Source organism: Mesoflavibacter sp. CH_XMU1422-2, from assembly GCF_037029245.1.
Classification (GTDB): domain Bacteria; phylum Bacteroidota; class Bacteroidia; order Flavobacteriales; family Flavobacteriaceae; genus Mesoflavibacter; species Mesoflavibacter zeaxanthinifaciens.
The window spans coordinates 190792-203051 of the sequence record NZ_JAYMEE010000092.1 but is presented as its reverse complement, the minus strand read 5'-3'; the positions used below and the strand labels follow the sequence as shown (position 1 = coordinate 203051).

14 protein-coding genes and 1 tRNA gene are annotated in these 12260 nt (G+C 31.2%); 9 read left to right on the top strand and 6 right to left on the bottom strand.

The features are described from left to right. Window positions 1-33 precede the first annotated feature (33 nt). The 4 genes from lptC to WA340_RS13880 are packed head-to-tail and all read right to left on the bottom strand — an operon-like array spanning window position 34 to window position 3980. A complete protein-coding gene (lptC, locus tag WA340_RS13895) occupies window positions 34-588 on the bottom strand; it encodes an LPS export ABC transporter periplasmic protein LptC (protein WP_336129522.1) in 555 nt (184 codons plus the stop codon). After that, window positions 588-1913: a hypothetical protein gene (locus WA340_RS13890; RefSeq protein WP_336129521.1), complete on the bottom strand. Its 1326-nt coding sequence runs from the start codon at window positions 1911-1913 to the stop codon at window positions 588-590. The genes lptC and WA340_RS13890 overlap by 1 nt, the downstream gene beginning before the upstream one ends. A 22-nt stretch (window positions 1914-1935) precedes the next feature. Beyond that, window positions 1936-3252, bottom strand: a complete 1317-nt coding sequence (locus WA340_RS13885) for a hypothetical protein (RefSeq protein WP_336129520.1) — start codon at window positions 3250-3252, stop codon at window positions 1936-1938. Next, a complete protein-coding gene (locus WA340_RS13880; protein WP_336129519.1) occupies window positions 3249-3980 on the bottom strand; it encodes a type III pantothenate kinase in 732 nt (243 codons plus the stop codon). Before WA340_RS13880 ends, WA340_RS13885 begins: the two co-directional genes overlap by 4 nt. A 185-nt stretch (window positions 3981-4165) precedes the next feature. On the opposite strand from WA340_RS13880, the gene WA340_RS13875 reads away from it, so the two are divergent. From WA340_RS13875 to WA340_RS13835, 9 genes are all read left to right on the top strand, one after another. Further along, a tRNA-Phe gene (locus tag WA340_RS13875) sits at window positions 4166-4241 on the top strand. Between the two features lie 135 nt (window positions 4242-4376). Continuing rightward, a complete protein-coding gene (locus WA340_RS13870) occupies window positions 4377-4712 on the top strand; it encodes an arsenosugar biosynthesis-associated peroxidase-like protein (RefSeq protein ID WP_106679939.1) in 336 nt (111 codons plus the stop codon). Window positions 4713-4715: 3 nt separating this feature from the next. Next, on the top strand, window positions 4716-5780 hold the full coding sequence (gene arsS / locus WA340_RS13865) for an arsenosugar biosynthesis radical SAM (seleno)protein ArsS (protein ID WP_336129518.1): 1065 nt from the start codon (window positions 4716-4718) through the stop codon (window positions 5778-5780). 1 nt (window position 5781) lies between these two features. Continuing rightward, the gene (locus WA340_RS13860; RefSeq protein ID WP_336129517.1) at window positions 5782-6273 is read left to right on the top strand and encodes a rhodanese-like domain-containing protein; all 492 of its coding nucleotides are present in this window, start codon (window positions 5782-5784) and stop codon (window positions 6271-6273) included. Then, complete coding sequence (locus tag WA340_RS13855) at window positions 6274-6882, top strand: TIGR04282 family arsenosugar biosynthesis glycosyltransferase (RefSeq protein WP_336129516.1); 609 nt, start codon at window positions 6274-6276, stop codon at window positions 6880-6882. Continuing rightward, on the top strand, window positions 6879-7691 hold the full coding sequence (locus WA340_RS13850) for a purine-nucleoside phosphorylase (RefSeq protein WP_336129515.1): 813 nt from the start codon (window positions 6879-6881) through the stop codon (window positions 7689-7691). Before WA340_RS13855 ends, WA340_RS13850 begins: the two co-directional genes overlap by 4 nt. 349 nt (window positions 7692-8040) lie before the next feature. Further along, window positions 8041-9009 carry an arsenosugar biosynthesis arsenite methyltransferase ArsM gene (arsM, locus tag WA340_RS13845; RefSeq protein WP_336129514.1) on the top strand — a complete coding sequence of 323 codons (969 nt, stop codon included), beginning with the start codon at window positions 8041-8043 and terminating at the stop codon, window positions 9007-9009. A 61-nt stretch (window positions 9010-9070) separates the two neighbouring features. Continuing rightward, complete coding sequence (locus WA340_RS13840; RefSeq protein WP_336129513.1) at window positions 9071-9769, top strand: DUF547 domain-containing protein; 699 nt, start codon at window positions 9071-9073, stop codon at window positions 9767-9769. After that, a complete protein-coding gene (locus WA340_RS13835; protein ID WP_336129512.1) occupies window positions 9762-10460 on the top strand; it encodes a TIGR04283 family arsenosugar biosynthesis glycosyltransferase in 699 nt (232 codons plus the stop codon). The genes WA340_RS13840 and WA340_RS13835 overlap by 8 nt, the downstream gene beginning before the upstream one ends. Here the strand turns inward: WA340_RS13835 and WA340_RS13830 are convergent, their stop codons facing one another. Both WA340_RS13830 and WA340_RS13825 read right to left on the bottom strand, forming a co-directional pair. Beyond that, window positions 10461-11219 carry a metallophosphoesterase family protein gene (locus WA340_RS13830; RefSeq protein ID WP_336129511.1) on the bottom strand — a complete coding sequence of 253 codons (759 nt, stop codon included), beginning with the start codon at window positions 11217-11219 and terminating at the stop codon, window positions 10461-10463. Between the two features lie 3 nt (window positions 11220-11222). Beyond that, window positions 11223-12227 (bottom strand): glycoside hydrolase family 113, encoded by a 1005-nt coding sequence (locus WA340_RS13825; protein WP_336129510.1) that lies wholly within the window; start codon window positions 12225-12227, stop codon window positions 11223-11225. Window positions 12228-12260: the final 33 nt, after the last annotated feature.

Sequence of the window (12260 nt, the reverse complement as noted above, 5' to 3'; positions counted from 1 at the left end):
GTAAAGATACTAAAAAAGTAAAAGGTGCTACAATTATTCTGTAACTGCAAATTGACCGGTAACTCCTAAGACTTCGGCTTTATTAAAATCTCTATCAGAGTCAAAACCTTCACCATTAGTTACGTAGTCTTTAGATCTAAAGGTAACTGGTAAGTTTGTAAATAACCATTGCTTGGTTTGGTCATAATACAATTGCTCTGCATACAATGTATCTTTTTCTGGAGTTGCAGCAACAACATTTCCTCTTAAATCTATTAAATCGGTTTCATTATAAACGATAGCATAATCTGAAATAATCGTTGTTCTTTGATTTTGCTTATCGTATAAATAAAGTAAAATTCCATCAGGAAATTCGCTATAGGAAAAGTCACGATTACTATAATCGTACATTTTTGGACTTATTAAATTAGCTGCTAAACGACCAGAATCTGTATATTTTACATTAATACTATCTGAAATTCCTACAGGCTCGTTAGCAGACATATCCATTTTTTTAATGTCCTTTAAATTGCCTTTACATGCAAAAAACAAAGTCATAGCAAATGCTATGACTGAGTTTTTTATGATATGTAAGTTTTGATTTTGCATTATAGTTTTGGTACTGTTACAGTTCTACCAATCCAACATCCAATACTAATTGATTTACCTGCCATATCTTTATTAAAGATTTCTGACTTTGTTGGTGCTAAACCATTGTATCTTGCTGCTGCACTTGAGTTTCCTGCTTTATTAGCTTCTTGCGCTGCTAACCAGAATACTGCTCTTTTGTTAAAGCTATCTGTACCACAACTGTTGGCACTTTTTGCATACATTTCTGCTACGTGCATGTATGGATTTTTGTTAGATGGATTTAACTTAACTGTTTCGTAAAAATATTGTCTTGCTTGACCATAGCTTCCCTTCTTCTTAAAGTTTAATGCAATTCTATACACTAAGTTTGACTTTTTTAAAGGATCTGTTTGAAGAGAAATTGCTTGATCTAAATACTTTTGTTCTCCTGTTTTAACATATAAATAATAAGCTGAATCTGCTGTTGGTTGCAAATTGTGTTTAGTATCTAATATCTTAATAAATAAAGGATCTTCTTGACAATCTTTTTGATACATTTTATTTAATGCTCTTTGTAACCACTCAGCATTATCTTTATTAGCTTCAAAGTTTTTAGTATACAAAGGAATTAAGTTATCACAATTTGCTCTTGTTCCTAAATCTGAATCTATACCTGCTGTTACTTTACCAAAAGCATCTATCATTTGTCCGTGATACTTTTTATACTTTTCATCTCTACTTGTTAAAGTTGTACCAGCTTCTTCTTTTTCAATATACTTGTTAAGACTTCTAGTATTGTCTTCTATTTCGTATTCAATTTTTTCAGCAACATCATCATACTTATCAAACAACTGTTGAGCAGTCATTTTCTCTGCATCATATAACTCTACAGCTAATTTAAAGTAAAGATATAATCCTTTGGTACTTGTAAAGTTTTCTTTATCTGTCTTGTATGCATTATCAAAACAATCATATAACTGTTGAGTAGTTAATCCTAAAATCTCTTTGTTATCATACTTAAGCAAACAAGCATCAACCATAACTTTACCAGCTTTAGTTTTGCTAGGGAAGTATTCTGCTCTATCATTCCACATATCTGTTAATTCTAAGATATATGTTTTTTTATCTTCTTTAGTCTCCACAAAACTTTCTAAAATTTTCTCTCCATATTGATAAATAGCAAGATTATATTTTTCACAGTTTTCTCTTAGCCATTTAAATGGAGGATATGCAGCTTCATAATTACCCGCTTTAGCAGCTTCTGCCATTAAAGATAATTTTGTTGCACATTCTTGTTCGTTTTGAGAAAAACCAAAGCTTAAACTAAAAAATAGCGCGATTAGTAATGTAATCTTAGTTTTCATAATTATTAATTTTTATCTTGTTTTAGTTGTATTTTCTTTTTTGGAACCACCAATCGTTTAACGATAAACTTATATTGATGTTCACAAAGTTTTCTTTTATTAAGTTAGCATCTGTTGTCCCTCGTCTTCCAAACTCTAACCCTATATTTGCATTAGAAAATGGTGTTCTTGGTGTTCCTACTGGTAATCCTACTCCAAAAGACATGCCAAACTCGTTTATAGTTTGATTATTGATATTTAAACCAGTATTTTCAAATCGCAATCCTGCTCTGTAAACTATTTTCTTCCAGTAACTTGAAAACGCATTATACTCTGGTATGTAGAATCCACCGATAGATAGTTTTGATGCGTCTTCAAAAGTCGTACCTGTATTTGCGTAAAGTGGATTGTTAAACTTACTAGTTTGTTGTGCTGTATATTCTATACCTGCAAACCATTTACGTGGTTGTCCTAAACCAACGCCAATACTATACTTAGATGGTAACGTTAATGTTGTTTCATCTAAATTATTTGCTTCTAAGTCTGCATCAAATTGATTTATAAAAGTTTCGGTACCATCATCAAAATTTATTGTTACTGTAGAAAATAGTCTTTCGTTTTTTGATGTTAAATTAGACTCTGGCGCATAAGTAAAAGAAGATTGTATTTCTAGTTTATCTGAAATCATCTCTCTAAAATGCAATCCAAAATTAAAACTTAAACCGCTTAAGCTAGAAGAGTTTGTTTCTTTAGAATGATATGATAATAAATCTCCTTCTGTGTTATATCCGTAAACAAGCGTTGAGTTTTCTATATTACCAAAGTTATAATCTGCATTAGCACCAATACTTAAGGATTTTGTTAATTGATATCCTGTAGATAAAAATACTTTGTTAACTCCTCCGCTTCCTTCATATCTAGCTTCTGGATTACCATTATCTAAAAAGTTGTTTAATTTATAACCTACAGAACTGTAAGGTAAAAGTCCAAACCCAAAACCAAACTTATTTATAGGTACAGAAAGTGCTAAATAATCAAAAGAAGTTGTATTAGATTTATCACTACTAGAATTTGATTTTAATGTTGATGCAGAGTGGCTTCCTCCAACTGTATACTTTACAGGTCTACTTTCATTTTTAAAACTAGCAATGTTATTATCTCCAAAAGTTGCTGGATTTGTAAAGTTAATATGTATACTGTCTTTATAGACAGCCATTCCTCCCATACTTCTATTCTCTACAGATCCTTTAAACTTCAAACTTCCTATTCCATAAAAAGAATATGGAGATCCGCCTCCTTGTTGTGCTTTACTTTGAATTGCTATTAATGCAATAAAAACTATAAAAAGTTTTTTTATCATTCGCTTATGTTGTTGAGTAAAATAAAATTCAAGCCTTCCAGCAAGAAATTTGAGTTGGCAAATATGCTACTTTTTAATTGTTTAGACAAAAAATTAGCATCTCCGCCTGTTAAAATTATTGTTAAATCACTAAATTTTTCTTTGTATTGAGCTATTATTCCATCAATTTCTACAGTTAATCCATTAACAACACCGCTATTAATTGATGTTTTGGTTGTATTACCTATAATACTTTCAATCGCTTCAGTATCTAATAACGGTAATTTGGCTGTTTGATTATGTAAAGCCTTGTAACGCATTCTTAATCCTGGCGAAATAGCACCACCTAAATATTCATTTTTAGAATTAATAAAATCGTACGTTATACATGTACCAGCATCTATAACTAATACGTTTTTATCAGGAAATTGATTTACAGCACCTGCTATTAAAGCTATTCTATCAATACCTAATGTATTTGGTGTTGCATATAAATTTTTAAAAGGAATTTTGGTTTGATGTGAAAGATATAAAACCTGATGATTTTTAGTTAAATACGCTTTTATGTCTTCTCCCAAATTTCCTACAGAAGATACTATTACATGTTTTATATTTTTATAATCTTTATTCAGATTATTTACTGCTTCAATCAATCCTTCTTCAAAAACAACCTTTTTTATCAAAAGTTTTTCTTCTTCAAAAATAGCAAGCTTTATACTAGTATTTCCTACGTCAATAATTAAGTTCATACAATTACCAAAAGTGCCAAATTTACAAAACCGAATCATAAATTTTCTTAATTTATTTATAATATTGAATTAGAGACAAATACACATTCAAACAATGAAAGTTTTAAAACAAATTTTATTTTTTCCATTTTTTGTTTTGTCAGTTTTAAAAATGAATATATATTTGCATCCGCAATAATGCAACTGGTGCCTTAGCTCAGTTGGTAGAGCAAAGGACTGAAAATCCTTGTGTCCCTGGTTCGATTCCTGGAGGCACCACCACTAAAAACCCGAACAAATTGTTCGGGTTTTTTGGTTTTTACAATCTTCTTTTTAAAAAAAATGTAATAAGCCAATATTTTTTTCGACATAAAACTGTAATTTCACTTTTTACGTAACTAAATACAAACACCAATTATGTCAAAAACTTACTATGATCCTGCCGATTTAAGAAAATTTGGAAAAATCTCTGACTGGAACGAAGAGCTTGGTTCAAAATTTTTCGATTATTACAATACCGTTTTTCAAGAAGGCGCATTATCTGAAAGAGAAAAATCTTTAATCGCATTAGCTGTTGCTCACACCATTCAATGCCCATATTGTATTGACGCATACACTGGAGACGGCTTACAACGCGGAATCACTAAAGAAGAAATGATGGAAGCCTTACATGTTGCTGGTGCAATACGTGGTGGCGCCTCTTTAGTGCATGGTGTGCAAATGATGAATAAAGTGAATAAATTAGAAGGTTAATTTATGTCTAAATTAAAAACCCAATCTTTACATAAACGCGATAGTGAATTAGCAAAAACCAATAAACAACTAGAAATTTTGTCTAATGGTATCTTTGCTAATGGCGAATTACCCACTTTTAAAGATAAAATTGCAGAAAGCAATCAATTCCCCCTTAAACCAAAACCTTTAGAAATCTTACAAATTAATGTAGGATATATGTGTAATCAAGTTTGCGAGCATTGTCATGTAGACGCAGGACCAGACCGTAAAGAGATTATGACGAAAGAAACTATGCAACAATGCTTAGATGTTATAAAATCTACAGGTGCACATACATTAGACCTTACTGGTGGCGCACCAGAAATGAATCCTAATTTTAAATGGTTTGTAGAAGAGGCAGCTAAAGTAGGAATTAAAGATTTTATTGTTCGCTCTAACTTAACTATTATTCGAGCTAATAAAAAATATCACGATTTACCAGAGTTCTTTAAAAAACATAACGTACATGTAGTATCGTCAATGCCACACTGGACAAGAGGAAAAACAGATAAACAACGTGGCGAAGGTGTTTTTGATCAATCCATACAAGCTCTAAAAGATTTAAATGCAGTTGGATATGGTATGCCAGACAGCAATCTAAAATTAGATTTAGTTTATAATCCATCTGGCGCTTTCTTACCGGCTAATCAAGCTGCAATGGAAAAAGATTTTAAAAAGGCTTTGCTTGAAGATTTTGGCATTCAATTTCATAATTTATTTGCTATCACTAATTTACCTATTAGCCGCTTTTTAGATTTCCTAATTGCTAGTGAAAATTATGAAGATTACATGTACGCTTTGGTAGATGCATTTAATCCTTCAGCAGTAGCAAATGTAATGTGCACAAATACACTATCTGTAAGTTGGGATGGTTATTTATACGACTGCGATTTTAATCAAATGCTAGATTTAAAAGTCGCTAGTAAAACCAAACATATTAGCAACTATAATGAAGAAGTTTTACAAAACAGAGATATCATAATTTCTCAACATTGTTATGGTTGTACTGCTGGTGCAGGAAGTAGTTGTCAAGGTACTGTAGCTTAAAATGAAGGTAGTTTTTTTATACATATTTACCTTAATAGGAGTTCAAAGTTTTGGACAAAAAACTTTAAATGATGTATTGAAAAAACACAATCGTTCTGATATACCTTACATTAGTGTACAAGAGTTAGCTATGCCAAAAACCAAAGCTAAAATTTTGGACGCTAGAAGTTTTGAAGAATATAAAGTAAGTCATCTAAAAAATGCTGTATTTGTAGATTTTGAAAATTTCGACATAGAAAAAACAACTCAACTTATTTCTGATAAAAACGAAATGATTGTTGTGTATTGCTCTATTGGTGTACGATCTGCAAAAATTGCACAGCAATTAAAAGATGAAGGCTACACCAATGTTTTCAATTTGTATGGTGGTATTTTTGAATGGAAAAATAACAATTTTTCAGTTTTTGATTTAAATGAAAAAGCAACTGAAAAAGTACATGTTTACGACAAAAATTGGTCTAAATGGTTAATTAAAGGTGAAAAAGTTTTTTAAATGAATCAGAAAAATCTCATCATAACATTCACACGTAATCCAGAATTAGGAAAGGTAAAAACTAGATTAGCTAAAACTATTGGCAATCCTTCCGCTTTAGCGATATATAAAAAATTATTAGAACATACCGAAAGTGTATTAAGACCATTAAACTGCGATAAAGCTGTCTATTATTCTGTAAAAATTAGAGAAAATGATGTTTGGGATAACAACATTTACCAAAAACATCAACAACACGGTAATGATTTAGGTCAAAGAATGGCAAATGCCTTTAAACACGGTTTTGAAAATGATTATAAAAAAATAATCATAGTTGGCAGCGATCTTTACGACTTAAAACTAGAACATATCAATCAAGCGTTTGAAGCATTAGAAAACAATGATGTCGTGCTTGGACCTGCTGAAGATGGCGGTTATTATTTATTAGGAATGAAGGAGTTTCACCCTAAATTATTTCAAAATAAAAATTGGGGAACAAGTAGCGTTTTAAAAGAAACTTTAGACAATTTAGAGCAAGAAAATGTATTTTTGTTAGAGACCTTAAACGATATTGACGTTTATAGCGACATAGAAAAATATAACGATTTAAAAGCATTAATTAAACCATGATAAAATACATTAATAAAACTGTAGATTATTTAAAAGATAAAGGATTTGACCAACCAGAAATAGGGATTATTTTAGGTACTGGTTTAGGACAATTACCAAGTCATCTAGAAACCATTGCAGAAGTTAGTTATAATCATATTCCGCACTTCCCTACTGCTACAGTCGAGTTTCATAAAGGCAAATTAATTTTTGGTAAACTAGCAGGCAAAAAAGTAATTGTCATGCAAGGTCGTTTTCATATTTACGAAGGGTACACCTTACAAGATGTAACTTATCCTGTTAGAGTGATGGAAAAATTAGGTATAAAAACTTTATTAGTTTCTAACGCTGCTGGAGCTATAAATTTAGATTTTAAAAAAGGCGAACTTATGTTAATAGACGATCATATTAATTTACAAGGTAGTTCGCCATTAGCTTTTCAAGGTGTAGAAGCTTTAGGAGAACGCTTTGTAGACATGAGTGCTCCTTACAATTTAGACATTAACAGCGCAATAAAAACTATAGCGAAAAAACATAATATTTCTTTACATGAAGGTGTGTATGCAAGTGTTGTTGGTCCACAATTAGAAACTAGAGCAGAATACAGAATGCTAAAAAATATTGGGGCAGATGCTGTAGGAATGAGCACCGTACCAGAAGTTATAGTCGCAAATCACTTAAATTTAAAAGTTGCAGCAGTGTCTGTATTAACAGACGAGTGTGACCCAGAAAATTTAAAACCAGTAGATATACAAGAAATTATAGCTATGGCTAACAAAGCCGAACCTGATATGATTACTTTATTTAAAGATTTAATAGAAACACTTTAATAGCTGGTAGTATTTAGCAGAAAGTTTGCATTCAAAACTGACACTGAATACTGAAGATAAAAGATAGAAAACTTAAAATATTGGGATAACTTTTTTTTGATAAAAAGTCTAGTCCCTATTCAATGTTCAACATTGAGTTTTGAAATGCAGAATATTAAAATTAAATCGTTAATAATTTTTGAAACCTTGGAGAAAATTTAGATTTAATTTTAGGTTTTTATTCCTCTAAAAGGAATAAAAAATTCCTCATTTCAATATGATTTTTTGGTTCGTTTTGTATCAAGACAAAATGAACGTTTAAAAGATATTAACAATTAAAAAGATTCCTGCCTACGCAGGAAAATAAATTATGAGTTACTTAAACACCACAAAAGACGTTTACAAAGAAGCAGCACTAACACCAGATGTTGGCTTATGTTGTACTACAAATCCTATTTGGGAATTACCAGGATTAAAAATCCCAAAAATTATGCAAGAGATGAATTATGGTTGCGGATCAACCGTTCATCCTCGAGATTTAACTAACAGCCCAAAAATACTTTATGTTGGTGTTGGTGGCGGAATGGAGTTACTGCAATTCGCCTATTTTTCTCGTCAAAAAAATGGCGTTATCGGTGTAGATGTTGTAGATGAAATGTTAGACGCTTCACGTAAAAATTTTAAAGAAGCCGAAGCTCAAAACCCTTGGTTTAAAAGTGAATTTGTAGATCTTAAAAAAGGAGATGCTTTACACTTACCTGTTGAAGATAATAGCATTGATGTTGCAGCGCAAAACTGCTTATTCAATATTTTTAAAGCTGAAGAATTGAAAAAAGCAATTGACGAAATGTACCGTGTTTTAAAACCTCATGGTCGTTTAGTGATGAGTGATCCAACTTGCGAGCAACCAATGAATGATACGTTACGCAACGACGAAAGATTACGTGCACTTTGCTTAAGTGGTAGTTTACCAATTGCTGAGTATGTCAAAGCTTTAACCGATGCTGGTTTTGGAACTATCGAAATTAGAGCCAGAAAACCATACCGTATTTTAGACCCAAAACATTACCCAACAGACGAGCTAATCTATATAGAATCTATAGAAGTTGCCGCTATAAAAGATCCAATGCCTGCAGATGGACCATGTATTTTTACTGGTAAAGCTGCTATTTATTATGGTGAAGACGATTATTTTGATGATAAAGCTGGTCACGTTTTATTAAAAAACCAACCATTGGCAATTTGCGACAAAACTGCTGTCGCTTTAGCTAGTCTTGGCAGAGATGATATTTTTATTAGCGAATCTACCTTCCATTACGATGGTGGCGGATGCTGCTAAAATTTCTGCGAAAGCAGAAATCTAAAATTCAAAAAACGTCTAATTAAAACTTAAAATTATTATGAAACACTTTATTTATCTATTCTGTTTTGGTTGGACGTTTTTTGGTTTTTCTCAAGATTTAGATCATAAATTATGGTCAGAATTATTAACTAAACATGTTTCAGAATCTGGAGAAGTAAATTACAAGTCTTTCAAAAAAGATTCTGTAAAACTTAAAAACTACATATCATATTTATCTAAAAACACACCTTCAGATAGCGCTACTAAAAATGAAAAATTAGCCTACTGGATTAATCTATACAATGCGTTGACTGTAGATTTAATTGTGCGTTATTACCCAATAAAATCTATCAAAGACATAAAAAATCCTTGGAAACAGCGATTATGGAAAACTGCAAATCTCAGTTATAATTTAGATGAAATTGAACACGATATTCTAAGAAAAATGAACGAGCCTCGAATTCATTTTACTATTGTTTGCGCATCAATTTCTTGTCCAAAACTTCAAAACAAAGCTTTTAAAGCAAATACTTTAGATGCTCAATTAACTAAAGCTACTAAAGCATTTCTGGCGGATAACACTAAAAATGAAATCACTAAAAATCAATTAAAACTCTCTAAAATTTTCAAGTGGTTTAGCAAAGATTTTGAAACTAACGGAACTGTTATTGATTTTATAAATCTATACACTTCACCTACAATTTCTAAAGACGCAAAAATTAACTACAAAGATTATAATTGGAATTTAAATGAATAGAATTTCTATCATAATTCCTATGTTAAATGAAGCAGAACACATTGGCAAATTGCTTCAACACCTTATTGAAAACGCTAAACAAAAAAACCGATTAGAAATCATTGTTGTTGATGGTGGAAGTACTGATAATTCAGTTGAAATAGTTAAAACTTTCACACAAACTAACATTAAAATCATTAATTCATCTAAAGGACGTTCCAAACAAATGAATGCTGGTGCTAAAGCTGCAACAGGAACTATTTTATATTTTTTACATGCCGATTCTTTTCCTCCAAAACACTTTGATTATTTCATTTTAAATGAAATACAAAAAGCTAACTACGCAGGTTGTTTTAGATTAAAATTTGATAGTAATCATTGGTGGTTACTTTTGGCTGGTTGGTTTACTCAATTCAATTTTAAAGCTTGTCGTGGTGGCGACCAAAGTTTATTTGTTACAAAAGCATTATTTGATAAAATTGGTGGTTTTGATGAGTCTTATATTATTTACGAAGACAATATTTTTATTAGTCAGCTATATAAACTAAAACAATTTACAGTGATTAATAAGCCGATTATTACTTCTTCAAGGTTATATAAAAAACATGGCGTGTTTAAACTTCAATATCACTTTTGGATGATATATTTAAAAAAATGGCTTGGCGCTTCTGCTAGTGAATTACATGAATATTATAAAGAAAATATTGGGTAATTATTTTTTTCTTTTAATTAAACGATATGGATTAGTATTTCTTCCAGATTCGTTAGGATACATTTTATAAACTTCATCACTTTGAAATACCTGTTTTGTATCCAAATCTATTGCCGATAATTTACCCGTAAATGCAGCACCTGTATCTATATTCCATACGTTAATGGCGTGCATTGGTTGATCTTGAGAAAACCTGATGGTTGGTGTATGACCAATAAAAATTTCGGTGTAATGTTTTAATCGGTTTGGGTATAATTCTGAGTGTTTTTCAATACGCTTATCCATGGTTATTGCCATTTCCCAAAGTGTACGATCGTAATAAAAATTTTCAATTTGGTATTCTTTTTCAACACCATGAACAGATGTAAATCCTGCATGAATAAACAACCTATTATTTTCATCTAAATGATACATTTTCATAGCTTCAAAAAACTGTAAATGCTGCTGCTTTTCTTCATCTGAAAAAACACTATAACTTTCAATCGTTTCTTTTCCGCCATGTTGATACCAAGATTGATTAATCAAGTGTTCTCTAAGCCAATCTTCGCACCAAGCGTCATGATTTCCTTTTATAAAAACGCATGTATTTGTTTTTGATAATTCTATTAAATATTGAATCACTTGTGCAGATTCGCTCCAACCATCAACATAATCTCCTAAAAAAATAAGACAATCTTCTTCTATTACATTTGCTCGTTCTAACAGTTGAATTAGCGCTTTTAATCCGCCATGTATATCTCCAATTACTAATGTTCGCATAGATTATTTTTTATAATACTGTCTAATAATTTCTTCCGCAGGTTTATTTTGTGGTGTAAACATATTGTCTTTTGTGCCGCCAGATTGCTCGTAATTATGAAACCACTTCCAAACAAATCCACCTGCAAACCAGTCTTCTTTCCAAAAAGTTTCAAATAAAGCTTTTGTGGTATTTACTTGCGCTTCTAGGTTTGGATTAGCGTCGTAATTACCGATTAACCATGGTTTTTTTCCAGAAAAATCAAAACTACGGTAACCAAATTCGGTAAACAAAATAGGCTTTTTTGTGGTTTGCTGCACATTTTTAATATCTGGCAAATGCGCATTCCAACCTTGTAAACAATCTGCTACAGTTGGTGTTTTTAAATCACTTACAGGAAAATAAGCATCTATACCAACATAGTCTAAATCTGCCCAAAACGGTGTTTTTGTAAACTCGTTCCAATTGGCTGCATATGTAAGTTTACCTTTGTAAATGGTTCTAATTTTTTTAATTAATTGCGTCCAAAACTTTGGTCGATGTGCTACAAAATTTTCAAGTTCTGTACCAATGCAAAGTATTTCGGCGTTAATGTCTTCGGCTACTTTAGCAAAATCTAAAATAAAGTTTTCATACGTCTTCTCTAGTTCTTGCCATTCTTCTTCGGAATTCATCTTAATTAAACCAGTAAACTCGCCACGCCAAACCCAAATTTGAGGTTTAATCATCACTTTTATTTGCTGTTTTTTCAGTGTTTGAACGTACTGTTTTACACCTTCATCAGTTTCGCCAAACCATTGTCTATCGGTATTATAAATTATTTCTGGATGCTGTAAATTTTTGATGAAACCAAAAGGCATTATTGCCGCATAATTGGCGTTTAAATCTACGACAGGTTTTATATTTTTTTCAGAAACACTATCTCGAGACGCTACAAAACTTACACCATTAATTTTTTCAATCTTAGGTGAAGTCAAGCTACAAGCACAACACAAAAGCAATATAGAAATATGAAAAATTAACCGCATAAGTCTGAATTTATCAATAAATTTAAACAAACT

Bases quoted from the DNA above. Each gene is read 5' to 3' on its own strand.
- lptC (WP_336129522.1), bottom strand. From the start codon at position 588: ATGCAAAATCAAAACTTACATATCATAAAAAACTCAGTCATAGCATTT.
- WA340_RS13890 (WP_336129521.1), bottom strand. From the start codon at position 1,913: ATGAAAACTAAGATTACATTACTAATCGCGCTATTTTTTAGTTTAAGC.
- WA340_RS13885 (WP_336129520.1), bottom strand. From the start codon at position 3,252: ATGATAAAAAAACTTTTTATAGTTTTTATTGCATTAATAGCAATTCAA.
- WA340_RS13880 (WP_336129519.1), bottom strand. From the start codon at position 3,980: ATGAACTTAATTATTGACGTAGGAAATACTAGTATAAAGCTTGCTATT.
- WA340_RS13870 (WP_106679939.1), top strand. From the start codon at position 4,377: ATGTCAAAAACTTACTATGATCCTGCCGATTTAAGAAAATTTGGAAAA.
- arsS (WP_336129518.1), top strand. From the start codon at position 4,716: ATGTCTAAATTAAAAACCCAATCTTTACATAAACGCGATAGTGAATTA.
- WA340_RS13860 (WP_336129517.1), top strand. From the start codon at position 5,782: ATGAAGGTAGTTTTTTTATACATATTTACCTTAATAGGAGTTCAAAGT.
- WA340_RS13855 (WP_336129516.1), top strand. From the start codon at position 6,274: ATGAATCAGAAAAATCTCATCATAACATTCACACGTAATCCAGAATTA.
- WA340_RS13850 (WP_336129515.1), top strand. From the start codon at position 6,879: ATGATAAAATACATTAATAAAACTGTAGATTATTTAAAAGATAAAGGA.
- arsM (WP_336129514.1), top strand. From the start codon at position 8,041: ATGAGTTACTTAAACACCACAAAAGACGTTTACAAAGAAGCAGCACTA.
- WA340_RS13840 (WP_336129513.1), top strand. From the start codon at position 9,071: ATGAAACACTTTATTTATCTATTCTGTTTTGGTTGGACGTTTTTTGGT.
- WA340_RS13835 (WP_336129512.1), top strand. From the start codon at position 9,762: ATGAATAGAATTTCTATCATAATTCCTATGTTAAATGAAGCAGAACAC.
- WA340_RS13830 (WP_336129511.1), bottom strand. From the start codon at position 11,219: ATGCGAACATTAGTAATTGGAGATATACATGGCGGATTAAAAGCGCTA.
- WA340_RS13825 (WP_336129510.1), bottom strand. From the start codon at position 12,227: ATGCGGTTAATTTTTCATATTTCTATATTGCTTTTGTGTTGTGCTTGT.